The 22,464-nt window shown below is 59.5% G+C and carries 24 protein-coding genes; 13 read left to right on the top strand and 11 right to left on the bottom strand.

The window, feature by feature from the left end; all coding sequences use genetic code 11:
• The first annotated feature begins 570 nt into the window (after nt 1–570).
• Nucleotides 571–1,125, top strand: a complete 555-nt coding sequence (locus tag JFT87_RS05055; RefSeq protein WP_201199373.1) for a cytochrome c oxidase assembly protein — start codon at nt 571–573, stop codon at nt 1,123–1,125.
• A gap of 33 nt (nt 1,126–1,158) precedes the next feature.
• Nucleotides 1,159–2,046 (top strand): cytochrome c oxidase subunit 3, encoded by an 888-nt coding sequence (locus JFT87_RS05050; protein WP_201195959.1) that lies wholly within the window; start codon nt 1,159–1,161, stop codon nt 2,044–2,046.
• A 4-nt stretch (nt 2,047–2,050) separates the two neighbouring features.
• Here JFT87_RS05050 and JFT87_RS05045 read toward each other — a convergent pair whose 3' ends face one another.
• Nucleotides 2,051–2,254: a twin transmembrane helix small protein gene (locus tag JFT87_RS05045; protein ID WP_027926133.1), complete on the bottom strand. Its 204-nt coding sequence runs from the start codon at nt 2,252–2,254 to the stop codon at nt 2,051–2,053.
• A gap of 70 nt (nt 2,255–2,324) precedes the next feature.
• On the opposite strand from JFT87_RS05045, the gene JFT87_RS05040 reads away from it, so the two are divergent.
• The 5 genes from JFT87_RS05040 to JFT87_RS05020 are packed head-to-tail and all read left to right on the top strand — an operon-like array spanning nt 2,325 to nt 6,233.
• The gene (locus JFT87_RS05040; RefSeq protein WP_201199372.1) at nt 2,325–3,065 is read left to right on the top strand and encodes an SURF1 family protein; all 741 of its coding nucleotides are present in this window, start codon (nt 2,325–2,327) and stop codon (nt 3,063–3,065) included.
• Nucleotides 3,031–3,624 (top strand): hypothetical protein, encoded by a 594-nt coding sequence (locus JFT87_RS05035; protein ID WP_201199371.1) that lies wholly within the window; start codon nt 3,031–3,033, stop codon nt 3,622–3,624. Before JFT87_RS05040 ends, JFT87_RS05035 begins: the two co-directional genes overlap by 35 nt.
• Nucleotides 3,625–3,634: 10 nt before the next feature.
• Nucleotides 3,635–4,714, top strand: a complete 1,080-nt coding sequence (locus tag JFT87_RS05030) for a COX15/CtaA family protein (RefSeq protein WP_201199370.1) — start codon at nt 3,635–3,637, stop codon at nt 4,712–4,714.
• Entirely contained in the window at nt 4,702–5,601 is a 900-nt protein-coding gene (gene cyoE, locus JFT87_RS05025) for a heme o synthase (RefSeq protein WP_201199369.1), read from the top strand. The genes JFT87_RS05030 and cyoE overlap by 13 nt, the downstream gene beginning before the upstream one ends.
• Nucleotides 5,598–6,233, top strand: a complete 636-nt coding sequence (locus JFT87_RS05020; protein WP_201199367.1) for an SCO family protein — start codon at nt 5,598–5,600, stop codon at nt 6,231–6,233. Before cyoE ends, JFT87_RS05020 begins: the two co-directional genes overlap by 4 nt.
• 178 nt (nt 6,234–6,411) lie before the next feature.
• On the opposite strand, the gene JFT87_RS05015 is transcribed toward JFT87_RS05020, so the two are convergent.
• The 3 genes from JFT87_RS05015 to JFT87_RS05005 form a co-directional block, all read right to left on the bottom strand.
• Nucleotides 6,412–7,185, bottom strand: coding sequence for a MetQ/NlpA family ABC transporter substrate-binding protein (locus JFT87_RS05015; RefSeq protein WP_201199365.1), 774 nt, complete (start codon nt 7,183–7,185; stop codon nt 6,412–6,414).
• 77 nt (nt 7,186–7,262) lie between these two features.
• Nucleotides 7,263–7,937 (bottom strand): methionine ABC transporter permease, encoded by a 675-nt coding sequence (locus JFT87_RS05010; RefSeq protein ID WP_201199364.1) that lies wholly within the window; start codon nt 7,935–7,937, stop codon nt 7,263–7,265.
• Nucleotides 7,937–8,944, bottom strand: coding sequence for a methionine ABC transporter ATP-binding protein (locus JFT87_RS05005; protein WP_201199357.1), 1,008 nt, complete (start codon nt 8,942–8,944; stop codon nt 7,937–7,939). Before JFT87_RS05005 ends, JFT87_RS05010 begins: the two co-directional genes overlap by 1 nt.
• Before the next feature lie 265 nt (nt 8,945–9,209).
• Here JFT87_RS05005 and katE point away from each other — a divergent pair, with 265 nt between their 5' ends.
• A complete protein-coding gene (gene katE / locus JFT87_RS05000) occupies nt 9,210–11,348 on the top strand; it encodes a catalase HPII (protein ID WP_201199355.1) in 2,139 nt (712 codons plus the stop codon).
• Nucleotides 11,349–11,468: 120 nt separating this feature from the next.
• Here the strand turns inward: katE and JFT87_RS04995 are convergent, their stop codons facing one another.
• The 4 genes from JFT87_RS04995 to zur are packed head-to-tail and all read right to left on the bottom strand — an operon-like array spanning nt 11,469 to nt 14,271.
• On the bottom strand, nt 11,469–12,185 hold the full coding sequence (locus JFT87_RS04995) for a PA5502 family lipoprotein (protein ID WP_201199353.1): 717 nt from the start codon (nt 12,183–12,185) through the stop codon (nt 11,469–11,471).
• A 37-nt stretch (nt 12,186–12,222) separates the two neighbouring features.
• The gene (gene znuB, locus JFT87_RS04990) at nt 12,223–13,011 is read right to left on the bottom strand and encodes a zinc ABC transporter permease subunit ZnuB (protein ID WP_201199350.1); all 789 of its coding nucleotides are present in this window, start codon (nt 13,009–13,011) and stop codon (nt 12,223–12,225) included.
• Nucleotides 13,004–13,789, bottom strand: a complete 786-nt coding sequence (znuC, locus tag JFT87_RS04985) for a zinc ABC transporter ATP-binding protein ZnuC (RefSeq protein WP_201199349.1) — start codon at nt 13,787–13,789, stop codon at nt 13,004–13,006. Before znuC ends, znuB begins: the two co-directional genes overlap by 8 nt.
• Nucleotides 13,789–14,271, bottom strand: a complete 483-nt coding sequence (gene zur, locus JFT87_RS04980; RefSeq protein ID WP_201195974.1) for a zinc uptake transcriptional repressor Zur — start codon at nt 14,269–14,271, stop codon at nt 13,789–13,791. The genes znuC and zur overlap by 1 nt, the downstream gene beginning before the upstream one ends.
• A gap of 66 nt (nt 14,272–14,337) precedes the next feature.
• On the opposite strand from zur, the gene JFT87_RS04975 reads away from it, so the two are divergent.
• Nucleotides 14,338–15,258 (top strand): zinc ABC transporter substrate-binding protein, encoded by a 921-nt coding sequence (locus tag JFT87_RS04975; RefSeq protein WP_201199347.1) that lies wholly within the window; start codon nt 14,338–14,340, stop codon nt 15,256–15,258.
• A gap of 127 nt (nt 15,259–15,385) precedes the next feature.
• On the opposite strand, the gene JFT87_RS04970 is transcribed toward JFT87_RS04975, so the two are convergent.
• Both JFT87_RS04970 and JFT87_RS04965 read right to left on the bottom strand, forming a co-directional pair.
• Nucleotides 15,386–16,336, bottom strand: a complete 951-nt coding sequence (locus tag JFT87_RS04970) for a homoserine kinase (RefSeq protein ID WP_201199342.1) — start codon at nt 16,334–16,336, stop codon at nt 15,386–15,388.
• Between the two features lie 59 nt (nt 16,337–16,395).
• Complete coding sequence (locus tag JFT87_RS04965) at nt 16,396–16,686, bottom strand: DUF2782 domain-containing protein (protein ID WP_201199341.1); 291 nt, start codon at nt 16,684–16,686, stop codon at nt 16,396–16,398.
• A 74-nt stretch (nt 16,687–16,760) separates the two neighbouring features.
• Between JFT87_RS04965 and polA the strand changes: the two genes are divergently transcribed.
• Nucleotides 16,761–19,532, top strand: coding sequence for a DNA polymerase I (gene polA, locus JFT87_RS04960; RefSeq protein ID WP_201199340.1), 2,772 nt, complete (start codon nt 16,761–16,763; stop codon nt 19,530–19,532).
• Between the two features lie 294 nt (nt 19,533–19,826).
• Here polA and yihA read toward each other — a convergent pair whose 3' ends face one another.
• The gene (gene yihA, locus JFT87_RS04955) at nt 19,827–20,468 is read right to left on the bottom strand and encodes a ribosome biogenesis GTP-binding protein YihA/YsxC (protein ID WP_201199339.1); all 642 of its coding nucleotides are present in this window, start codon (nt 20,466–20,468) and stop codon (nt 19,827–19,829) included.
• A 191-nt stretch (nt 20,469–20,659) separates the two neighbouring features.
• Between yihA and JFT87_RS04950 the strand changes: the two genes are divergently transcribed.
• The 3 genes from JFT87_RS04950 to JFT87_RS04940 all read left to right on the top strand — a co-directional run bounded on the left by JFT87_RS04950 (nt 20,660) and on the right by JFT87_RS04940 (nt 22,450).
• The gene (locus JFT87_RS04950) at nt 20,660–20,950 is read left to right on the top strand and encodes a c-type cytochrome (protein ID WP_201199338.1); all 291 of its coding nucleotides are present in this window, start codon (nt 20,660–20,662) and stop codon (nt 20,948–20,950) included.
• Nucleotides 20,951–20,996: 46 nt separating this feature from the next.
• Nucleotides 20,997–21,608: a c-type cytochrome gene (locus JFT87_RS04945; protein WP_201199337.1), complete on the top strand. Its 612-nt coding sequence runs from the start codon at nt 20,997–20,999 to the stop codon at nt 21,606–21,608.
• Between the two features lie 200 nt (nt 21,609–21,808).
• The gene (locus tag JFT87_RS04940) at nt 21,809–22,450 is read left to right on the top strand and encodes a thiol:disulfide interchange protein DsbA/DsbL (RefSeq protein WP_201199336.1); all 642 of its coding nucleotides are present in this window, start codon (nt 21,809–21,811) and stop codon (nt 22,448–22,450) included.
• Nucleotides 22,451–22,464: the final 14 nt, after the last annotated feature.

Below are 22,464 nucleotides of genomic sequence, written 5' to 3'. Positions count from 1 at the left end.
ACAGACCTCCTTGGGATCCCCAAAGATCCCCTGTGGATGCTCACAGATATTTTCTGGATGCACACAAAACCCCTGTGGAGGCTCACAGATATCTTTTGGAAGCACACAAAACCCCTGTGGAGGCTGACAGATATTTTTTGGAAGTACACAAAACCCCTGTGGATGCTGACAGATATCTTTTGGATGCACACAAAACCCCTGTGGATGCTCACAGATATCTTTTGGAAGCACACAAACCCCCTGTGGATGTTCACAGGTATTTTGGGGATGCACACAAAACCCCTGTGAATGCTCACAGATATTTTGGGGATGCATACAAAACCCCTGTGAATGCTCACAGATATTTTGGGGATGCACACAAAACCCCTGTGAATGCTCACAGATATTCTTTGGATGCACACAAAGCCCCTGTGGCGAGGGGATTTATCCCCGTTGGGCTGCGCAGCGGCCCCAAAATCTGCGATCGAGATTTATCAGGCAGACCGTGTGCGCTGGATTCAGGGCTGCTGCGCAGCCCAACGGGGATAAATCCCCTCGCCACAAAGGCATCACCGATAGGGGGTGGAAGCCATGGCTGACTCGGTCTCGATGAAAAAACTGGTCACGCGCCTGCTGATGGTGGTGGTAGCGATGTTTGTATTCGGGTTTGCCCTTGTGCCGATCTACGACGTGATGTGCAAGGCCTTCGGCATCAACGGCAAAACCGCCGGGCAGTACGAAGGCGAACAGACGGTCGACACCTCGCGGCAAGTGCGCGTGCAGTTTCTGTCGATGAACAACGCCGACATGCCGTGGGAGTTCTACCCCAAGGGCAATGAACTGACCACCTATCCCGGGGCGGTGAGCGAAATGCTGTTTGTCGCCTACAACCCCACCGACCACCCGATGAGCGCCCAGGCAGTGCCGAGCATCGCGCCCAGCGAGGCGGCGGCGTACTTCCACAAGACCGAATGTTTCTGCTTTACCCAGCAAGTGCTGCAGCCCGGTCAACGGATCGAGATGCCGGTACGTTTCATCGTTGACCGTGACATGCCCAAGGATGTGAAGCACCTGACGCTGTCTTACACGCTGTTCGATATCACCGCACGTCATCCGCCCGTGGCTGCTGCAAGCACCGGTGGCTAGGCGTTGAAGCGTGCCCGATAAGGAGAACAATAAATGGCAACTCATGAGCACTATTACGTACCCGCCCAGAGCAAATGGCCGATCATCGCCACCGCCGGCATGCTGGTCACGGTGTACGGCCTGGCCACCTGGTTCAACGACCTGAAAGCGGCACGGCCGGAATCCCACGGCCCGCTGATCTTTTTCGTCGGCGGCCTGCTGCTGGCCTACATGCTGTTCGGCTGGTTCGGCACGGTGATCAAGGAGAGCCGCGCGGGGTTGTACAGCCCGCAGCTTGATCGCTCGTTCCGCTGGGGCATGAGTTGGTTCATCTTCTCCGAGGTGATGTTCTTCATCGCCTTCTTCGGTGCGCTGTTTTACGTGCGGCACATCTCTGGCCCGGCGCTGGGAGGCGAAGGCCCAAAGGGCATCGCCCACATGCTCTGGCCGAACTTTCAATTCGCCTGGCCGCTGCTGCACACCCCGGACCCGAAACTGTTCCCGCCGCCTAAAGAAGTCATCAGCCCCTGGGGCCTGCCGCTGATCAACACTATTTTGCTGGTCAGCTCCAGCGTCACCGTGACCATCGCCCATCACGCCTTGAAAAAAGGCCATCGCGGCGCGCTTAAAATCTGGCTGGCGATCACCGTGCTGCTGGGCTGCGGATTCCTCGCGCTGCAAGCCGAAGAATACACACACGCCTACCACGAACTGGGGCTGACCCTCGGTTCGGGCGTCTACGGCGCAACGTTCTTCATGCTCACCGGGTTCCACGGCGCCCACGTGACCATCGGCACCATCATCCTGTTCGTGATGCTGATGCGGATCATGCGCGGACACTTCGATAACGAGCACCAGTTCGGCTTCGAAGCGGCGAGTTGGTACTGGCACTTCGTCGACGTGGTGTGGATCGGGCTGTTCGTTTTCGTCTACGTGCTTTGAGGCATTACCAAGGCGCAGTAGACACTAACTGGCCGCTGTAGAAACCCCAGGCGATCAAGCCGACGGTGGTGGCGGCCAAGGCAACCCGAACACTCAAGGCGATCACCAGGCGATTCGAGCTGCTGTCGTCCTTGACCAGAAAAAACAGGCCGCTGAACAGGCTGACAACCGTGGCAATCAGCATCAGGACGATGGCTGCTTTGAGCATGGTAAGACTCCGGGGGACAGGCGATGCATTTGAGTATAGCTATCGCGATGACCGACTTTCTGGCGATGCCATGAAGCGCTTTCGGCCGGGCATCGTGCCGACGATTGTAGTGGCGCTGTTGTTGCCGCTGCTGGTGTCGCTCGGCTTCTGGCAACTGAGCCGAGGCGCAGAGAAAAGCGCGCTGCTGCAAAACTATGCCGAGCGCAGGGCGGCCGAACCGATGGCCAGCACCGAGCTGCAACACACCCAGGACCCGGCCTTTCGCCGGGTGCACCTGTACGGCCAGTTCGATGCCGAGCACAGCTTGTTGCTGGATAACCGCCAGCGCAACGGCAAGGTCGGTGTCGAGTTGCTGCAACCGTTTCATGATCAAGCGACCGGGCTTTGGTTGCTGGTCAATCGCGGTTGGTTACCGTGGCCGGAGCGCCGCACCCCGCCGCAATTCAAGACACCCACCGAAGCGCAGAGCATTGACGCGTGGGTCTACGTCTCCCCCGGCGCGACGTTCCAATTACACGCCGATCCAACGACATCGACCTGGCCGAAGCTGATCACCGCCGTCGAACCGGCCAAGCTCTGGGCTTCGCTCAATCGCGAAGGTTTCGCCTACGAATTACGTGAAGAAACCGGCCCCGCGTCCTACCAGGCCGATTGGCCGGTGGTGGCCATGGGACCGGAAAAACACATCGCTTATGCCGTGCAGTGGTTCGCCATGGCGATCGCCCTGTTTGGCCTTTTTATCTACCTCGGCTGGCACAACGCAAAGGAGAAACACCATGGGAGCGGCCATGAATCCACCCAGCATGTCTGAGGCGAAAACGCCGGCGAGTCGGCGCAAGGGGCGTTTGCAACTGCTGCTGATCCTGCTCGGGGTGATCGGTCCGATGATCCTCGCCACCGGCATGTACAAACTGAATTTCTGGGTGCCGGACGGCCGCAGTTATCACGGCGAACTGATCGGCAACGGCCAGACCCGCGCCGACCTCGGCGTGCAGGCCGAAGAGGATCGCTGGCAAATGCTGGTGACCGCGCCCAAGGACTGCTTGGTGGACTGCCAGCAACTGGTGTACCTGGCGCGGCAAATCCAGATCGGCCTCGGTCGCGATGCGTCCCGTGCCAGTCATGCATTGGCAGCGGCGCAACCGCTGACCGCCGACTATGAAGCCAAGCTGACTCGCGAATATCCACAACTGCAGCGCTATCCCATGGACTTGACCACGTTCAGTAAAACAACAGGGGACAAGACCGCGCCGCAGCTGTGGATCATCGACCCCCACGGCAATCTGGTGCTGCGCTACGACCCGACGGTCAAGGGCAAGGACCTGCTGAACGATCTGCGTCAACTGCTGAAACTGTCGAACATCGGATAAGGGCATCGTCATGGCCAAACCTGGATTTCGCCTCGCGCTGTTTGCCACCTTGCTGGCACTGATTGTGGTGTTGCTCGGCGCCTACACTCGCCTGACCCACGCCGGCCTCGGCTGCCCGGACTGGCCGGGTTGCTACGGCTTTATCAGCGTGCCAAAAAGCGAAGCCCAGTTAGCCCATGCCGAACTGCATTTCCCCGATACGCCGGTCGTTGCCCACAAAGGCTGGAACGAGATGATCCACCGCTACTTCGCCGGCACGCTGGGGCTGTTGATCTCGGTGCTGGCCGGTCGTGCCTGGGTTCATCGTCGTCACCCGGGGCAACCGGTGAAATTGCCGTTGTTTCTGTTGGCGGTGGTGTTCGCCCAAGCGGCGTTCGGCATGTGGACGGTGACGCTCAAGCTCTGGCCGCAAGTGGTCACCGGGCATTTGCTTGGCGGGTTCGCGACCCTGAGTTTGTTGTTTCTGCTGACCCTACGGCTGTCCGGCGTATTGCCGGCCCTAACGGTGCCAAAACGCTTGCAGTACTGGGCGACCGCCGGCTTGCTGCTGGTGATCCTGCAAATCGCCCTCGGCGGCTGGGTCAGTTCCAACTACGCGGCAGTGGCGTGCATCGACTTCCCGACCTGCCACGGCCAATGGCTGCCACCAGCTGATTTCGCCAACGGTTTTCACCTGACCCAACACATCGGGCCCAATTACCTCGGCGGGCAACTGGACAGCGATGCCCGCACCGCGATTCACCTGACCCACCGGATCGGCGCCCTACTGGTGACGCTGGTGCTGCTGGGCCTGGCCTGGCAGCTAAAAGTGGTCGGCATGACTCGCCTGGCCGGGTTGGTGCTAATCGCCCTCGGCGCACAAATCACCTTGGGCATCAGCAACGTGCTGTTTCACCTGCCGCTGCCGATTGCCGTCGCCCACAACGCGGGCGGTGCGACGTTGTTGCTGACGATGGTGCTGGTCAATTATCACGCGCGAACCAGTCTGGTTCGGGTCAAGCAGCAATCCCCTGCGCGCTGGCGTTTCAGCCTGCGTAAACACTCCGCCGGGCCCATAACAATAAAAGGAGAGATGCCATGGCGACTCTGATCGGCGAACGTCACAGTCAGGCAATCTGGCGGGATTATCTGGAACTGACCAAGCCGAAAGTGGTGGTGCTGATGCTCATCACATCCTTGGTGGGCATGTTCCTCGCGACCCGCGCCGGAGTGCCGTGGACGGTGCTGGTGTTCGGCAATCTGGGGATCGCCCTGTGTGCTGGTGGCGCGGCGGCGGTCAATCATGTGGTGGACCGGCGGATCGATGCGGTGATGGCGCGGACTCACAAGCGACCGCTGGCTGAAGGCCGGGTGTCACCCGCAGCGGCGTTGACCTTTGCCTTGGTGCTGGCGCTGCTCGGTCAGGCATTGTTGCTGGCGTTCACCAATCCGCTGACTGCTTGGCTGACCCTTGCCTCCCTGCTCGGCTATGCAGTGGTCTACACCGGTTTCCTGAAACGCGCGACGCCGCAGAACATCGTCATCGGCGGCCTCGCCGGCGCTGCCCCGCCGCTGCTCGGCTGGACCGCCGCGACCGGGCATATCGGTGCCGAGCCATTGCTGCTGGTGCTGATCATCTTCGCCTGGACCCCGCCACACTTCTGGGCCCTGGCCATTCACCGCAAAGAGGAATATGCCAAGGCCGACATTCCGATGCTGCCGGTGACCCACGGCGAGCACTACACCAAAGTCCACATCCTGCTTTACACCTTCGCGCTGCTGGCAGTCAGCCTGATGCCTTATGTGATCCACATGAGCGGTGTGCTCTACCTCGTTTGTGCCTTGGGACTGGGCGCGAGGTTTCTGCAATGGGCCGTGGTGCTGTACCGTGGCACTCGGCCGCACGCGGCGATCAACACGTTCAAGTACTCTATTTGGTACTTGTTCCTGCTGTTTATCGCCCTGCTCGTAGACCACTACTTACTGTTGAACCTATGACTCGAACTCAGAAAACCGTCTTCATCCTCGTTGCCCTGATCGCGCTTGTGCTGGGCCTGACCGTCAACAAAGTGCTGTCCGGCAAGGGCCAGGGTGACCCGACGGCACTGATCGACGCCGGGATCATCTTGCTGCCGCAAAGCCGTAACCTGCCGAGCGTGACGATGACCGACCAGGACGGCAAACCGGTGGCGGTCAACGAGCTGAAAGACAAGTGGAGTCTGCTGTTCTTTGGCTACACCTTCTGCCCGGACATCTGCCCGACCACCCTCGCCCAGTTGCGTCAGATCAAGAGCGAACTGCCGCCAGAAGCGGCGGCCAAGTTGCAGATCATCCTGGTCAGCGTCGACCCGAACCGCGACACGCCCAAGCAGCTCAAACAGTATTTGGGTTACTTCGACCCGCAGTTCCAGGGACTGACCGCCTCGTCGGTGGAAGACATCCAGAAACTCGCCAACGCGGTGAGCATTCCGTTTATTCCGGCGGACACCAGCAAGCCTAACTACACGGTCGACCACAGCGGCAACCTCGCGGTGATCGGGCCGGACGGGACGCAGCGCGGGTTCATTCGCGCACCGCTGAACAACGTGAAGTTGGTGGCGCAGTTGCCGGTGATGCTTAAACGTCAATGATTAGGGCTAACACAGCACCAATGTGGGAGCGGGCTTGCTCGCGAATACGGTGTGTCATTCAGCATATATGTCGGCTGACCCACCGCTTTCGCGAGCAAGCCCGCTCCCACAGGGTCGGTGTTTCAGGCACAAAAAAAGGGGCGCATTGAATGCGCCCTTTTTTCGTTGCATCCGCAGATCAGAACGCCGGCAATACCGCGCCTTTGTACTTCTCGAGAATGAACGCTTTCACTTCCGGGCTGTGCAGGGCAGCAACCAGTTTCTTCATCGCGTCGCTGTCCTTGTCGTCTGGACGGGCCACCAGGATGTTCACGTAAGGCGAGTCATTGCCTTCGATGACCAGTGCGTCCTTGGACGGATCAAGCTTGGCTTCCAGCGCGTAGTTGGTGTTGATCAGCGCCAGGTCGACCTGGGTCAGTACGCGCGGGATGGTCGCGGCTTCCAGTTCGCGGAATTTCAGGTCCTTGGAGTTCTCGGTGATGTCCTTGACGGTCGACAGGATGTTGTTCGCATCCTTCAACTTGATCAGGCCAGCCTTCTGCAGCAGCAACAGCGCGCGGCCGCCGTTGGTGGCGTCGTTCGGGATCACCACATTGGCGCCGCCAGGCAGTTCAGCCAGGGTTTTGTACTTGCTGGAGTAAGCGCCCAGTGGTTCCAGGTGTACGCCGGCAACAGCAATCAGGTTGGTACCCTTGGCCTTGTTGAACTCATCCAGGTACGGCTGGTGCTGGAAGAAGTTGGCATCCAGACGCTTCTCGGCGACCTGCACGTTCGGCTGGATGTAGTCGGTGAAGACTTTGACTTTCAGGTCCACGCCTTCTTTGGCCAGGGCCGGTTTCACGAACTCCAGAATCTCCGCATGCGGAACCGGCGTCGCGGCGACGGTCAGGGTTTCAGCAGCCTGGGCAGAGAACGCGGCAACGGCTGCGAACGCGACGAGTAGTTTTTTCATTCAGCTAACTCCTTGTGAGGCGCCCGTGTGGCGCCTGCCAGCGAATGGCCGGCTCATGTCTTGGTTATGTGAACCATTTATTTTCTGGAAAAGTGTACGACCAACCTGTCGCCAACCATTTGCAGCACCTGCACCAGCACCAGCAACAGGACCACGGTGACGATCATTACATCGGTCTGGAAACGCTGGTAGCCGAAACGGATGGCCAGGTCGCCCAAGCCACCGGCGCCGACCACACCAGCCATTGCCGTGTAGGACACCAGTGTAATTGCCGTCACCGTAATCGCCGCGTAAATGCCCGGACGGGCTTCTGGCAGCAGGGCGTTGATGATGATCTGCTTGGTAGTCGCGCCCATGGCCTGGGTCGCTTCGATGATGCCGCGATCGACTTCACGCAGGGCGGTTTCCACCAGTCGCGCGAAGAACGGCGTGGCGCCCACCACCAACGGCGGAATCGCGCCAGCAACACCGAGCGAAGTACCGGTGATCAACACCGTGAACGGGATCATCACAATCAGCAAAATGATGAACGGCAGCGAACGCAGGATGTTCACCGCCAGCGACAACACAGCGTAGATGCCTTTGGATTCCAGCAACTGACGCGGGCTGCACAGGAACAACAACACGCCCAGCGGCAAGCCGAGCAAAACCGTGAACAACAGCGAACCGCCGAGCATCAGCAGGGTGTCGCCGGTGGCCAGCCAGATCTCGAGCCAGTCGATATTGGCGAAGAAACTCATCAGGGCTTCCATTAGCGCAGCACCTCCATGTGGACGTCAGCCGCGGTGAAGAGGCCGAACGCCGCTTCCATGTCGCCGCCGGTGACAGCCAGGGTCAGTTGCCCGTAAGGGACGTCTTTGATGCGGTCGATACGACCGGCCAGGATGCTGTAGTCGACGCCGGTTTCCCGAGCGACGGTACCGAGCAATGGCGCGTAGGTCGCTTCGCCCTGGAAGGTCAGACGCACGATACGGCCCGGCACGTGAGCGAAGTCGTCGCGCTGTTCGCTTTCGTCGATCTGCTCGCTTTCTTGCACGAAACGCTTGGTGGTCGGGTGCTTGGGATGCAGGAACACCTCAGCCACCGAGCCTTGCTCGACGATCACGCCAGCGTCCATCACCGCCACTTGGTCGCAGACCCGGCGGATCACGTCCATCTCGTGGGTGATCAGCACGATGGTCAGCTTCAGCTCGCGATTGATCTCGGCCAGCAATTGCAGAACCGACGCGGTGGTCTGTGGGTCCAGGGCGCTGGTGGCTTCGTCGCACAGCAGGATTTTCGGCTTGGTCGCCAGGGCGCGGGCAATGCCGACGCGCTGCTTCTGGCCACCGGACAACTGCGCCGGGTACTTCCTGGCGTGGTCGGACAAACCTACCCGGGCCAACAGTTCAGCCACACGCTGGTCGATCTCGCCGCGGGACAACTCACCGGCCAGGGTCAGCGGCAGCGCGACGTTGTCGGCCACAGTCTTGGACGCCAGCAGGTTGAAGTGCTGGAAAATCATCCCGACTTGCTGACGGAAACGTCGCAGGCTATTGGCATCCAGCGCCGTGACTTCCTCGCCATCGACGAAGATCTTGCCGCCACTGGACTCTTCCAGGCGATTGATCAGACGCAGCAGGGTACTTTTTCCCGCACCGGAATGACCGATCAGGCCGAAGACCTGACCGTTCTCAATCGTCAGACTGGTCGGATGCAGGGCGGGAATATCCTTACCGGCGACGCGGTAAGTCTTATGGACGTTTTGAAACTCGATCACGTAGCGAACCTTGTGGGGCGCGTTGGAAAAGGATCAGCGGTTAGCCGGGCGCGCATTTTAGCCTGTCCGTATAGAGGTTATTAGCATTTATTCCGCATTCATCCTTTCATTTGGAAATAACGCGATCAAAGGTCATAAAAAAGGAACGGCTAAAAACCTCATCAGTCACTAATTAGGCAACTCGAAAACGCCCCCGGTGCCGTGCCTGGGGAATTGCACAAGAATCCTGGCTACGGCAGGAATCGCAACGAGGAGTTTACGACTGATGAGTACCAAGAAGCCTGGCGCTCCCAAAAGCGCATTGGCCGGGACCGACACCCTGGACCGCGGCAACACCAACGCCAAGCTCGATAGCCTGGAACAATTTCGCTCCGATGCCACTGAACAGGCATTGCGCACCAACCAAGGCGTGAAGGTTTCGGACAACCAGAACAGCTTGAAGGTCGGAGCCCGCGGGCCGTCGCTGCTGGAAGACTTCATCATGCGTGAAAAGATCACGCATTTTGACCATGAACGCATTCCGGAGCGCATCGTTCATGCCCGAGGCACCGGCGCCCATGGCTACTTCCAGACCTACGAAAACCACTCCGCTCTGACCAAGGCTGGTTTCCTACAGGAGCCGGGCAAGAAAACCCCGGTATTCACCCGTTTCTCTACCGTTCAAGGCCCGCGCGGGTCAGGCGATACTGTGCGGGACGTACGAGGTTTCGCTGTGAAGTTCTTCACCGACGAAGGCAACTTCGACCTGGTGGGCAACAACATGCCGGTGTTCTTCATTCAGGACGCGATCAAGTTTCCCGACTTCGTCCACGCGGTAAAACCCGAGCCCCACAACGAGATGCCGACTGGCGGCTCGGCCCATGACACGTTCTGGGACTTCGTGTCCCTGCAACCCGAGTCGGCACACATGGTCATCTGGACGATGTCCGACCGGGCGATCCCGAAAAGCCTGCGCAGCATGCAGGGCTTCGGCATCCACACCTTTCGGCTGATCAATGCCGAAGGCAAATCGCGCTTCGTCAAATTCCACTGGCGCCCTACCGCCGGCACTTGCTCGCTGGTGTGGGATGAGGCGCAGAAACTCGCCGGTAAAGACACTGACTTCCACCGTCGCGATCTCTGGGAGGCCATCGAGACCGGGGACTACCCGGAATGGGAACTTGGCGTACAAATTATCGAAGAAGAGAACGAGCACAGCTTCGACTTCGACATCCTCGACCCGACCAAACTGATCCCGGAAGAAATCGTCCCGATCACACCACTGGGCAAAATGGTGTTGAACCGCAACCCGGACAATTTCTTCGCCGAAACCGAGCAGGTTGCGTTTTGCCCTGGGCACATCGTCCCAGGCATCGACTTCTCCAACGATCCACTGCTGCAAGGTCGGTTGTTTTCCTACACCGACACGCAAATCAGCCGACTCGGCGGCCCAAACTTTCACGAAATCCCGATCAACCGCCCGGTCGCTCCCTTCCACAACGGCCAGCGCGATGCCTTGCACCGAACCACCATCGACAAGGGTCGCGCGTCCTACGAGCCCAACTCGATTGATGGCGGTTGGCCGAAAGAAACCCCCGCGGCGGCGAAGGACGGTGGCTTCGAGACATATCCGGAACGTATCGACGCCAACAAGATTCGTCAGCGCAGCGAGTCGTTCAGCGATCACTTTTCCCAGGCGCGGCTGTTCTTCAAGAGCATGAGCAAGCACGAGCAGGAACACATCATCTCGGCTTACAGCTTCGAGTTGGGCAAGGTTGAACGGTTGTGGATTCGTGAGCGGCAAGTTAACGAGATCCTCGCCAATATCGACCTGGAACTGGCCAAGCGTGTGGCGCAGAACCTGGGTCTGCCGGCGCCGAAAGCCGGGACTGTGGATGTGCGCAAAACGTCGCTGGATCACTCCCCAGCGCTGAGTCAGGCCAATTTACTGCCAGAAAACATCAAAACCCGGAAAGTGGCGATTCTTGCGGCCAACGGCGTCGATGGTGCAGCGATTGAGGCGATAAAGAAAGCGCTGACCGCCGAGGGTGCTCACGCCAAATTGCTTGGGCCGACTTCGGCGCCGGTGACAACTGCCAATGGCAAGTCACTGCCGGTGGATGCGTCGATGGAAGGTCTGCCGTCGGTGGCGTTCGATGCGGTGTTCGTGCCGGGTGGCGCCGCGTCGATCAAGGCGTTGAGCGGTGATGGCGTGGCGTTGCATTACTTGCTGGAGGCCTACAAGCACCTGAAGGCGATTGCGTTGCATGGCGAGGCCAGGCAATTGCTGGATGTGTTGAAACTGGAGGCGGATGCGGGGTTGATCGTTGGCGCGGATGCCAAGCTGTTCAAGGCGTTTTTTGCCGCGATTGGGCAGCATCGGGTTTGGGACAGGGAGCCTAAGGCCAAGGCGATTCCGGCCTAGAGAGGTGTTTCGTTAGGGAGGGCGCCTTCGCGGGCAAGCCTCGCTCCTACAGGTTTTATGTCGTTCGCCAATAGTGTGAACGACGTGCCCCTGTAGGAGCGAGGCTTGCCCGCGAAGCTTTTAAGGCTTACGCGGACTCAACACCATCTGCGCCGGCACATTGCGCAGGATCTGCTTCTCGATCTTCAAATCGAAATCCGAATCAAGCTTCTTCACCCGGTTGGTCAGCAACGTCGCCAACCAAGGGTAATCCTGAGTACGCGGCGCCTGAATGCTCACATCGCATTCATAATTCACCACATCGGCGGCGATAGCATCCAGTTGACGACGCAGTTTGCTCATATCGGTGAGGTTCAACGCCACCGTGGTGCTTTGCGCCGTCGGGTCGATAACTTTGGCTTTCGGCTTGGCTTCAGCAGCCATGAGCGCTGCCTCAGCCTTGTCCAGCTCAGCCTTGCGCGCATTGACGATGGCGTTGTTAACCCCGCCGGTCAGCGCCGGGGCCTTGGGCATCAATGCCCGGGCACGGCTCAGGGCGGTCGCGGCAGCGTTTACATCGCCTTTTTGCAACACAATCTGGCTGCGTTGCAGATAGGCTTCGGCCAGTTGCCGTTGGTACTGCACAAGGCTTGGGTCGTCGGGCGACTGGGCCTGCAAGGCAGCCAGTTGATCTTCGGCGGTGGCCAGCTCGCTGCTGGCCAGGTTTTGTTCCAGCTGTGCGATGGCCGCAGCCCGTGCATCGGGGGCCTCAGTGGCCGCCGGTGGCGTGCTTTGGCAAGCGCCCAGCAGCAGAGAAAATGCGACAAGGAGCAGATAACGGGAGGCGAACGACTTCATTCCTGCGACTCTCTATTTGCGCAAAAAACGAGCAAGTCTACACCCCTCGACGGGGCAGGACAAAACTCAGCAGAAACAGTGCGGCGGCCGTCACAACAATCGATGGGCCCGCCGGGGTGTCCTTGAACCACGACAACGCCAACCCGCCACACACCGCGAGCATGCCCAGCAGGCTCGCGCCCAATGCCATCTGCTCCGGCGAGCGGGCGTGACGTTGTGCCGCAGCTGCCGGGATGATCAACAACGAGGTAATCAGCAACACACCGACGATTTTCATCGCCACGGCAATCACTATGGCAATCAGCAACATCAGCGTCAGGCGCAACGCTACCACCGGCAAACCTTCCACCGTGGCCAACTCTTCGTGCACGGTGATCGCCAGCAATGGCCGCCACAACGTCACCAGCAACGCCAGCACCGCCGCACTGCCGCCGAGGATCCAGGCCAGATCGGTCGGGCTGATCGCCAGCAGGTCGCCGAAGAGATAGGCCATCAGGTCGATTCGCACTTCATGCATGAAGCTTAGTACCACCAGGCCCAGCGAGAGCGTGCTCGGTGCGAGAATTCCCAAAAGCGTGTCAGACGCCAGCGGCTGACGCTGCTGCAAAGTCACCAGCAACACCGCCAGCAGCAGGCAACCGACGGTCACCGCCACGGTCGGGCTCACGTCCAACAGAAAGCCCAGGGCTACACCCAGCAGCGCGGCGTGGGACAAGGTATCGCCGAAGTAGGCCATCCGGCGCCAGACCACGAACGAACCCAGCGGGCCCGCGACCACGGCCAGGGCCAGACCTGCAAGCAGGGCGTAGAGCAGAAAATCAGCCATGCTTGCAGCTATCTCCATGGACGTGGGGTTGGGCCGACGCGGTCGCGCTGACCACCGAGCCATGCAGGTCATGAGCATGGTCGTGATGGTGGTGATAAATCGCCAGGCTTTGTGCGTTCTTGCCGAACAGCTCGACGAAGGCTGGATCGCCGCTGACGTGTTCCGGGTGCCCGGAGCAACAGACGTGGCGATTCAGGCAAACCACCTGATCAGTGGTGCTCATCACCAGGTGCAAATCGTGGGAAACCATCAGCACGCCGCAGCCGTGACGGTCACGCAAACGCGTGATCAGGCTGTACAACTCGGCCTGACCGGCCACATCGACGCCTTGCACCGGTTCGTCGAGCACGAGCAGTTCCGGTTCACGCAACAGCGCCCGGGCCAGCAGCACACGCTGCATTTCGCCACCAGACACCGTTTGTACCGGGCTGTCGATGACATGCTCGGCGCCGACTTCCTTGAGTGCCGACAACGCACGAGCACGGTCCACTCCCGGCACCAAGCGCAAGAAGCGCAGCACCGACAGCGGCAGGGTTGGATCGACGTGAAGTTTTTGCGGCATGTAGCCAACGCGCAGTTTCGGCTTGCGCCAGACGCTACCGCTGTCCGGTTTCAACAGGCCGAGTACGGCGCGCACCAGAGTGGTTTTGCCAGCGCCGTTGGGGCCGATCAGGGTCACGATCTGCCCTGGCTCGACACTCAGATCGATGTTTTCCAGCACGTTTTGCCCGGCAAACGTGACGGCAACCTGTTCGAGACGGATCAGCGCGTTGCTCATCAAGCCCCCTGGCAACCCGAGCAGAGCCCGACCACTTCAACGGTCTGGGCCTCCACAACAAATCCGACATCCTTGGCGCTGAAGACAATCGCGTCGCTGATGGATTTTTGTTCAAGTTCAATCGCGGCGTGGCATTCGCGGCAGATCAGGAACTGACCCTGGTGGGCGTGTTCCGGGTGATTGCAGCCAACGAAGGCGTTCAACGACGAGATGCGGTGCACGAGGCCGTTATCCAGCAGGAAATCCAGCGCCCGGTACACGGTCGGTGGTGCTGCGCGTCGACCATCCTGCTCGCTGAGTACCGCCAGGATGTCGTAGGCGCCCAGCGGCTTGTGGCTTTGCCAGACCAGTTCCAGCACCCGCCGGCGCAGGGCGGTCAGGCGCAAACCCTGACGTGCGCACAAGGCATCGGCCTCAGACAATGCGCTATGAACGCAATGAGAGTGGTCGTGGGGACGGCTGGCAATCGGTGTTTTAGGCATGAGCGGCGACGAGTTTTGTGAGAGACGTTATTATGTTACCCGTTCTCGCCTCTTCGAGTGGTCATCGTGTCCCGACTTTTTTCTATCCCTGTCGCATTTATCGCAAGTTTCCTGCTGATTGGCTCGGCTCAAGCGCAAGTCACAGTGCTCACCAGCATCAAGCCACTGCAGTTGATTGCGGCGGCGGTGCAGGACGGGGTGGCGATTCCGGAGGTGCTGCTGCCGCCGGGAGCTTCGCCGCATAACTACGCCTTGCGCCCCTCCGACGTACGGAAAGTGCAGTCGGTGGATCTGGTGTACTGGATCGGTCCGGACATGGAAGGTTTCCTGCCGCGCGTGCTGAAAGGTCGCACACTGCCCACTGTCGCCGTGCAGGATTTGCCTGACCTGAAACTGCGACACTTCGCCGAAGATAGCCAATCTCACGCCGAAGATGCCGACGAACATGACCACGATCATCGTCCGGGGACTCTGGACGCGCATTTGTGGTTGTCGCCGGTGAATGCTCGGGTGATCGCCACGAAAATGGCCGCCGACCTGAGTGCCGCCGATCCCGACAACGCGCCGCGCTATCAGAGCAACCTCAAGGCGTTCGATGAGCGTCTGGATGCTTTGGACCTGCGCCTGAAGGCTCGCCTGGCAGGCATCGCCGGTAAGCCTTACTTCGTGTTCCACGAAGCGTTCGACTACTTCGAAGACGCTTACGGCCTCAAGCACACCGGCGTGTTCAGCGTCGCAGCTGAAGTCCAGCCTGGCGCCCAGCATGTCGCAGCGATGCGCACCCGATTGCAGGAAGTCGGCAAGACTTGCGTGTTCAGCGAACCGCCGCTGCGGCCACGCCTGGCGGAAACCCTGGTGGCTGGCCTGCCGGTAAAACTGGCGGAGCTGGATGCGCTGGGCGGCTACACCCCAGCGACTGCTCAGGGGTATGAGCAGGTACTGGAGAAGTTGGGGAATGATTTGGCAGGGTGCCTGGAGTCGTTGTAACCGACACAGAACCTGTGGCGAGGGGGCTTGCCCCCGTTGGGCTGCGAAGCAGCCCCCCAAATTGCCGGTCGATAAATCGCATGGGAGCGCTTCGCACTCCAACGGGGGCAAGCCCCCTCGCCACAATTTAAAGGGCGAACGGCAACTGCGTATTGACCTTCTGCCGCTGTGCCAAGCGCAGCTGAAACTCCATCGGATCGTGAATCAACACGTCCTGCCCGGCGAAAGACTCGGCGGCAATCAACCGCGACAGCCAGAACCGCACGCACGCCACTCGCAGCATGGTCGGCCACAACTCGGCCTCGGCCGCAGTAAACGGGCGCAGCGCCGCATAGGCGCCCAACAAGGCCCGGGCTCGCGGCCCGTCGATCAAGCCTTGTTCGTCCGAACACCAGTCATTCAAGGCAATCGCCACGTCGTACAACATCGGCCCGGAACAGGCGTTGTAGAAGTCGATCAACCCGGTCAGGTGCGTGCCTTCGAACATCGCGTTGTCGCGGAACAGGTCGGCGTGGATATTCGCCCGTGGCAGCGCCAGAATTTTCTCTTTCCGCTGAGTGATTTCGTCCAGCGCCCGTTGCAACAGATCGCTTTGCTCGGCGTTCAGGTGCGAGAGCAACTGCGTGCCCTCCTCCAGCATCCAGTCCAGACCACGATCCGTCTTGCGCTTGATCATGTTGGCCTGGGTCGCCAGGTGCAGATGGCCGAGCAACTCGCCCACCTGTGAACAATGCTGGGCATTGGCGTCCTTGATGTGCTTGCCGGCCAGACGCGGCTGCAACAGCGCCGGCTTGCCCGCCAATTCGCGCAAGGCCACGCCGTCGGTAGTGCGAAGCGCGTAAGGCACCGGCAAGTCAGCGTCGTGCAACACATCAAGCAGTTCGATGAAGAACGGCATTTCCTGAACCGGGCCGCGCTCGACCAGGGTCAGGACAAACTCGCCCTTCTCCAGGCTGATGAAGAAATTGGTGTTTTCGCTACCGGCGGCAATCCCCTGGAAATCGAGCAGGCGGCCGAGCCCGTATGGGGCGAGAAAGGTTTCCAGCTCGGGCCGAGCCAGGGGGGTGAACACAGACATGGTTAAAAACTGCTCAGTTCGGGCGCCGCGATCGAGCGGCGCCGATTAAAGTTAAGAAACTACTTCCACTCAAAGATTTTCCACGACGGAATCAACATATCCGGCTGGTCCGAGCGGATGAAGTTTGCATCGGTCCCGTCTGCGCGCACCAGAAAATATGGCGGTGCACCCTTCGGCGTGACCTTAATCGCATACAAGAAGCCGTTTTGGCGGTATTCCTGAATGACCTTGTCCCCTTCCGTGTGGATCGTGACTTCCGGCTCAGCCTTTGACACATCGTCCGCCGCCATGACGGCTAACGGAACGGTTGCAAACAACCCAGCCAGCAACAGGCGATTTAGTGTGCGCATGATAACCTTGTCCCTTTGTCGTCAACGGTCCCGCTATTCTAGCGCCGGACCCGCCGAAAAGGTTGATCCTGCTCATGAGCCAAGCCCCCCTCGTCCTGGTGGACGGTTCTTCTTACCTGTATCGCGCGTTTCACGCCTTGCCACCGCTGACCACTTCCAAAGGCCTGCCTACCGGCGCGGTCAAGGGTGTGTTGAACATGCTCAAGAGCCTGCGCAAGCAGTACCCGGACAGCCCGTTCGCCGTGGTGTTCGACGCCAAGGGTGGGACGTTTCGCGATGACATGTACGCCGAATACAAGGCAAATCGCCCAAGCATGCCCGACGACATGCGCGTCCAGATCGAGCCGCTGCACCAAAGCGTGATCGCCCTGGGCTTCCCGTTGCTGTGTGTCGAAGGCGTCGAGGCCGATGACGTGATCGGCACCCTGGCCCGCAGCAGCGCGGCCGCCGACCGCCCGGTGGTGATCTCCACCGGCGACAAAGACATGGCGCAACTGGTCGACGGGCACATTACCTTGGTCAATACCATGACCGGTAGCAGCATGGACGTGGAGGGCGTGAAGGAGAAATTCGGCGTCGCTCCCGAGCAGATCATCGATTATCTGGCGTTGATGGGCGATTCGTCCGACAACATTCCGGGCGTTCCGGGCATTGGCCCGAAGACTGCCTCCGGCCTGCTGGTGGGTGTAAATGGTGGCCTGACCGAGCTCTACGCGCAGCTCGACATTGTCCCGACCCTGCCGATTCGCGGCGCCAAGACCCTGCCGGCCAAGCTTGAAGAGCACAAGGAGATGGCATTCCTCTCCTATAAGCTGGCGACCATCAAGATCGACGTGCCACTGGACATCGGCCTCGACGATCTGCAAATGGGCCAGCCCGATCACGACAAACTCGCCGAGCTCTACACCCTGCTCGAGTTCAGGAGCTGGTTCGACGATAACCAGCGCGACGCCAAGCGTTCCGGCCAGGCAGTTGTCGCGCCAGTGGCTGAAGAAGCCGTCGTCGAAGCCGAACTCAACTACACGACGATCCTCACGCAGGCAGATTTCGACCTCTGGCTGAAGAAGTTGAACGACGCCAAATTGATGGCCTTCGACACCGAAACCACGGGTGTCGATGCACAGCAGGCGCAACTGGTGGGCCTGTCGTTTGCAGTACAAGCCAACGAAGCAGCCTACATCCCGTTGACCCATTCCTACATGGGCGTGCCGGAGCAACTGGATCGCGACACCGTACTGCGGGCACTGAAACCGATCCTCGAAGACCCGAGCAAGCTCAAGGTCGGCCAGCACGCCAAGTTCGACATGAACATCCTGGCCAACTGCGCCATCGGTGGTGATCAGAGCTGCGGCATCACCGTGCAAGGCATTGCCTTCGACACCATGCTCGAGTCCTACGTGCTGGACTCCACCGCGACCCGCCACGACATGGACAGCCTGGCGCTCAAGTACCTGAATCACACCACCACCGGTTTTACCGACATTGCCGGCAAAGGTGCCAAGCAACTGACGTTTGACCAGATCGCTCTGGAACTGGCCGGGCCTTACGCCGCCGAAGATGCCGACGTGACGCTGCGCCTGCATCAAACCTTGCAGGCAAAGCTCAATGCGATCCCAAGCCTGAGCAAGGTCTTGAGCGAAATCGAAATGCCACTGGTACCGGTACTGGCGCGGATTGAGCGTCAGGGCGCGCTGGTCGATGCCGAACTGCTGGGTATTCAGAGCGTTGAGCTGGGCAAGAAAATGGTCGAGCTGGAGCGTGAGGCGTTTGTCCTCGCCGGCGAAGAATTCAACCTGGGTTCGCCGAAGCAATTGGGCGCCATCCTGTACGAAAAACTCGGCCTGCCGATCCTCAGCAAAACCGCAAAAGGCCAGGCGTCCACCGCCGAAGCCGTATTGGCGGAGCTGGCCGATCAGGATTTCCAACTGCCCAAGGTGCTGATGCAGTACCGCTCCATGAGCAAGCTGAAAAGCACCTACACCGACCGCTTGCCGGAGCAGATCAACCCACGCACCGGGCGGATTCATACGTCTTATCATCAAGCCGTCGCCGCGACCGGGCGCTTGTCGTCCAGTGATCCAAACCTGCAGAACATCCCGATCCGCACTGCCGAAGGTCGGCGGATTCGTCAGGCGTTCGTCGCGCCAAAAGGCTACAAACTGCTGGCTGCGGACTACTCGCAGATCGAACTGCGGATCATGGCTCACCTGGCCAAGGACGAAGGCTTGCTGCACGCCTTCCGCAACGACCTGGACGTGCACAAAGCCACCGCCGCCGAAGTCTTCGGGGTCGAACTGACGGCCGTCACCACCGATCAGCGGCGCAGCGCCAAGGCGATCAACTTCGGTCTGATCTACGGCATGAGCGCGTTTGGCCTGGCCAAACAGATTGGTGTTGATCGCAAACAGTCCCAGGCGTACATCGATCGCTATTTCGCCCGCTATCCTGGCGTTCTCGAGTACATGGAACGCACCCGCACCCAGGCTGCCGAGCAGGGTTTCGTCGAAACCATTTTCGGCCGTCGCCTGTACCTGCCGGATATCAACGCGAAAAACCCGGCCCTGCGCAAAGGCGCCGAGCGCACGGCGATCAACGCCCCGATGCAAGGCACCGCAGCAGACATCATCAAGAAAGCCATGGTGGCAGTGGATAACTGGCTGACGTCGTCAGGCCTGGACGCCAAAGTGATCCTGCAGGTACACGATGAATTGGTGCTTGAAGTGCGTGAGGACCTGGTTGATCAGGTGCGCGAAGAGATTCGCGCCCACATGAGCAACGCCGTGAAGCTGGACGTACCGCTTCTGGTAGAGGTTGGCGTAGGCAATAACTGGGATGAGGCTCACTGAGCCGCCTGAAAAGGGGCGCTTCTGCTGCGGCCTGGTACCGCGGCAGAATCTGGCGAAGGGCTATTAGTTCGGAAAATGCCTCGGGTTATTCCAAAGGCATTTTAAAAAATTCTGAACTAATTCCGTGAACCGCAACTCAGAGTAACTGAATGGCTGGTGAAGCCCTTCGATGCTCCTATGTTGTGTTAAGTGTTGGCAGATATCTGGACCCCGCCCTAGCGGTCCGGAACTTGAACCCCGGAACTTCCCCCTCCCCATACGAAGTCCGGGGTTTTTTTTGCCTGTAAGAAAGCCTTACTCGGCAATCTCGGCGCCTTTGTCTGCCAATTCCATCCAGCCTGCCAATACAGTGTAGGCGTCTTCCAGGCCCAAGCGTTTTGGTGCCGAAAACAACTGGATGCTGATCGTATCGCCCCAACCCTTACGGATATCGGCCTGCACTTTGAGCAGGACGTTTTTCGCTGCGCCGTAGGTCAACTTGTCGGCCTTGGTCAGCAAAATGTGCATCGGCATGCCGCTGGCGACTGCCCAGTCGAGCATCAGCAAGTCGAAGTCGGTCATTGGATGACGGATGTCCATCATCAGGATCAGACCTTTCAAACTCTCGCGACCGCCCAGATAAGCTTCCAGGTGACGCTGCCAGTGCAGCTTCAGCGGGATGGGTACTTTTGCATAACCGTAGCCTGGAAGGTCGACCAGACGACGATCATCGTCTAGCTTGAAGAAGTTCAACAACTGCGTGCGACCCGGAGTTTTCGAGGTCCGCGCCAGGCTGGCGTGAGTCAGGGTGTTCAGCGCGCTGGATTTACCAGCGTTGGAACGCCCGGCAAAGGCTACTTCAAAGCCCTCGTCGTCCGGACATTGGTCGACTTTGGCAGCGCTGAGCATGAAGGTGGACTGTTGGCACAGGCCGAGGATGGGGTTCTTGAGTTGCATGGGATTTCCGATGTGGGCGGCGCCGGGAATGGACGCGGCAAGCGGTGTCGTTTCCGTTTCAGTGACGCCAGTATATAATGCCGCAGATTTTGTGTGCGCTTTGTCCCAGCGTAGGATGAAGTTCACGAGAGCGATAGACCTTGATTGCGCACTAGAACGCAGAACGCTCTCAACCCTGAAAAGGTCGTTTTATGACGAAATGGCTGCTAGCTGCCGGGGTCTTGATGCCGCTTTACAGCGCGCAGGCTACACAGGATCCGGAAGCTGTGTACAACCGTGTTTGTGGTGCCTGTCATTCCGGCCAACTACCCATGGCGCCTCAAAAGGGCGATCAGGAAGCTTGGACGCCGAGGTTGGCGAAAGGTATGGAGACGCTGGTGCAACACGTGACCCAGGGTTTCAAGGCGATGCCGCCGCGTGGTTTGTGCATGGACTGCAGTGCCGAGGATTACCAAGCCATCATCCGTTGGATGAGCGAGTAAGCCCGGCCCATAACTCTTTAACCCTTAGCCGTAGTTGGATTAGCTGATGAACAAATTGATCGTGAGTCTGCTGTTGACCGTGGGGATCTCCGGCATTGCCCATGCTGCAGGTGATGCAACTGCTGGTCAGGCGAAAGCCGCAGTATGTGGCGCCTGTCATGGCCCGGATGGCAACAGCATGGCGCCTAACTTTCCGAAACTGGCAGGCCAGGGCGAGCGTTATCTGAACAAGCAGTTGCACGACATCAAGTCCGGTAAACGTACGGTACTGGAAATGACCGGCCTGCTGACCAACCTGAGCGATCAGGACCTGGCCGATCTCGCCGCTTACTTCTCCAGCCAGAAAGGCAGCGTTGGCGCCGCCGACCCTAAAGTCGTGGCTCGCGGTGAAGCACTGTTCCGTGGTGGCGACCTGACCAAGAACTTGCCGGCCTGCACCGGTTGCCACTCGCCGAATGGCGCAGGTAATGCCGCCGCCGGCTTCCCGCACCTGGGTGGCCAGCACGCTCAATACGTCGCCAAGCAACTGACCGACTTCCGAAAAGAAGAAGGCGGCCGGACCAACGATGGCGATACCAAAATCATGCAAACCATCGCCAAAAAAATGAGCGACGAAGAAATTGCAGCGGTGTCCAGCTACATTCAAGGCCTGCACTAAGGCCAGCGGATCGAGCGTTGCGGGCGATGGACATCTCCTGCAACGTTAACGCTCGATTAATCCGTCGATGCAAGCATAAAAAGGGTGGCTTTGGCCGCCCTTTTTTGTGGCCGCTGCCGTTACACTACAGAACTCAAGCCCGCCATGATCTGTCTGAAAACAGGTCGCGCGAGGCGACCCAATTTGTCCAGGAGTAAAGCATGCGTAATCTGATCATCAGCGCCGCACTCGTCGCTGCCAGCCTGTTCGGCATGACCGCACAAGCCGCTGAAGCACCCGCCGCACCTTATGTCGAATTGACCAACCCGGTGCCGGTCGCCGAGCCTGGCAAGATCGAAGTGGTGGAACTGTTCTGGTATGGCTGCCCGCATTGCTACGCTTTCGAACCGGTGATCAATCCCTGGGTTGCGAAATTGCCGGCCGACGTACACTTCGTGCGTATTCCAGCCATGTTCGGCGGCCCTTGGGATGCACACGGTCAAATGTTCCTGACCCTGGAAGCCATGGGCGTTGAGAGCAAGGTCCATGCTGCGGTTTTCGAAGCCATCCAGAAAGAACACAAGAAATTGATCGATAAACAGGACATGGCTGACTTCCTGGCGACCCAAGGTGTAGACAAGGACAAGTTCCTGGCCACATTTGACTCTTTCGCCATCAAAGGTCAAATCATCAAGGCCCGTGAACTGGCCAAGAAATATGAAATCTCCGGCGTTCCAACCATGATCGTCAACGGCAAGTATCGCTTTGACGTGGGCTCCGCCGGCGGCGCCGAGCAAGCCCTGCAACTGGCCGACAAACTGGTCGCCCAAGAGCGAGCGGCTAACAAGGCTGCTGCCAACTAAGCGCGGCCCCTGCC

The sequence above is a fragment of the Pseudomonas sp. TH15 genome, assembly GCF_016651105.1.
Classification (GTDB): Bacteria; Pseudomonadota; Gammaproteobacteria; order Pseudomonadales; family Pseudomonadaceae; genus Aquipseudomonas.
The sequence above is the reverse complement of the archived record's forward strand: the minus strand, read 5'-3'. Positions and strand labels throughout refer to the sequence as shown.

Excerpts from the sequence above, each read along its gene's own strand:
- JFT87_RS05040 (WP_201199372.1), top strand. The coding sequence starts at position 2,325 with ATGAAGCGCTTTCGGCCGGGCATCGTGCCGACGATTGTAGTGGCGCTG.
- cyoE (WP_201199369.1), top strand. The coding sequence starts at position 4,702 with ATGGCGACTCTGATCGGCGAACGTCACAGTCAGGCAATCTGGCGGGAT.
- JFT87_RS05010 (WP_201199364.1), bottom strand. The coding sequence starts at position 7,937 with ATGGAAGCCCTGATGAGTTTCTTCGCCAATATCGACTGGCTCGAGATC.
- JFT87_RS05015 (WP_201199365.1), bottom strand. The coding sequence starts at position 7,185 with ATGAAAAAACTACTCGTCGCGTTCGCAGCCGTTGCCGCGTTCTCTGCC.
- JFT87_RS05045 (WP_027926133.1), bottom strand. The coding sequence starts at position 2,254 with ATGCTCAAAGCAGCCATCGTCCTGATGCTGATTGCCACGGTTGTCAGC.
- JFT87_RS05020 (WP_201199367.1), top strand. The coding sequence starts at position 5,598 with ATGACTCGAACTCAGAAAACCGTCTTCATCCTCGTTGCCCTGATCGCG.
- polA (WP_201199340.1), top strand. The coding sequence starts at position 16,761 with ATGAGCCAAGCCCCCCTCGTCCTGGTGGACGGTTCTTCTTACCTGTAT.
- yihA (WP_201199339.1), bottom strand. The coding sequence starts at position 20,468 with ATGCAACTCAAGAACCCCATCCTCGGCCTGTGCCAACAGTCCACCTTC.
- JFT87_RS04970 (WP_201199342.1), bottom strand. The coding sequence starts at position 16,336 with ATGTCTGTGTTCACCCCCCTGGCTCGGCCCGAGCTGGAAACCTTTCTC.
- znuB (WP_201199350.1), bottom strand. The coding sequence starts at position 13,011 with ATGGCTGATTTTCTGCTCTACGCCCTGCTTGCAGGTCTGGCCCTGGCC.
- JFT87_RS04995 (WP_201199353.1), bottom strand. The coding sequence starts at position 12,185 with ATGAAGTCGTTCGCCTCCCGTTATCTGCTCCTTGTCGCATTTTCTCTG.
- znuC (WP_201199349.1), bottom strand. The coding sequence starts at position 13,789 with ATGAGCAACGCGCTGATCCGTCTCGAACAGGTTGCCGTCACGTTTGCC.
- katE (WP_201199355.1), top strand. The coding sequence starts at position 9,210 with ATGAGTACCAAGAAGCCTGGCGCTCCCAAAAGCGCATTGGCCGGGACC.
- JFT87_RS05050 (WP_201195959.1), top strand. The coding sequence starts at position 1,159 with ATGGCAACTCATGAGCACTATTACGTACCCGCCCAGAGCAAATGGCCG.
- JFT87_RS04965 (WP_201199341.1), bottom strand. The coding sequence starts at position 16,686 with ATGCGCACACTAAATCGCCTGTTGCTGGCTGGGTTGTTTGCAACCGTT.
- JFT87_RS04945 (WP_201199337.1), top strand. The coding sequence starts at position 20,997 with ATGAACAAATTGATCGTGAGTCTGCTGTTGACCGTGGGGATCTCCGGC.
- JFT87_RS04940 (WP_201199336.1), top strand. The coding sequence starts at position 21,809 with ATGCGTAATCTGATCATCAGCGCCGCACTCGTCGCTGCCAGCCTGTTC.
- JFT87_RS05030 (WP_201199370.1), top strand. The coding sequence starts at position 3,635 with ATGGCCAAACCTGGATTTCGCCTCGCGCTGTTTGCCACCTTGCTGGCA.
- JFT87_RS05055 (WP_201199373.1), top strand. The coding sequence starts at position 571 with ATGGCTGACTCGGTCTCGATGAAAAAACTGGTCACGCGCCTGCTGATG.
- JFT87_RS05035 (WP_201199371.1), top strand. The coding sequence starts at position 3,031 with ATGGGAGCGGCCATGAATCCACCCAGCATGTCTGAGGCGAAAACGCCG.
- zur (WP_201195974.1), bottom strand. The coding sequence starts at position 14,271 with ATGCCTAAAACACCGATTGCCAGCCGTCCCCACGACCACTCTCATTGC.
- JFT87_RS04950 (WP_201199338.1), top strand. The coding sequence starts at position 20,660 with ATGACGAAATGGCTGCTAGCTGCCGGGGTCTTGATGCCGCTTTACAGC.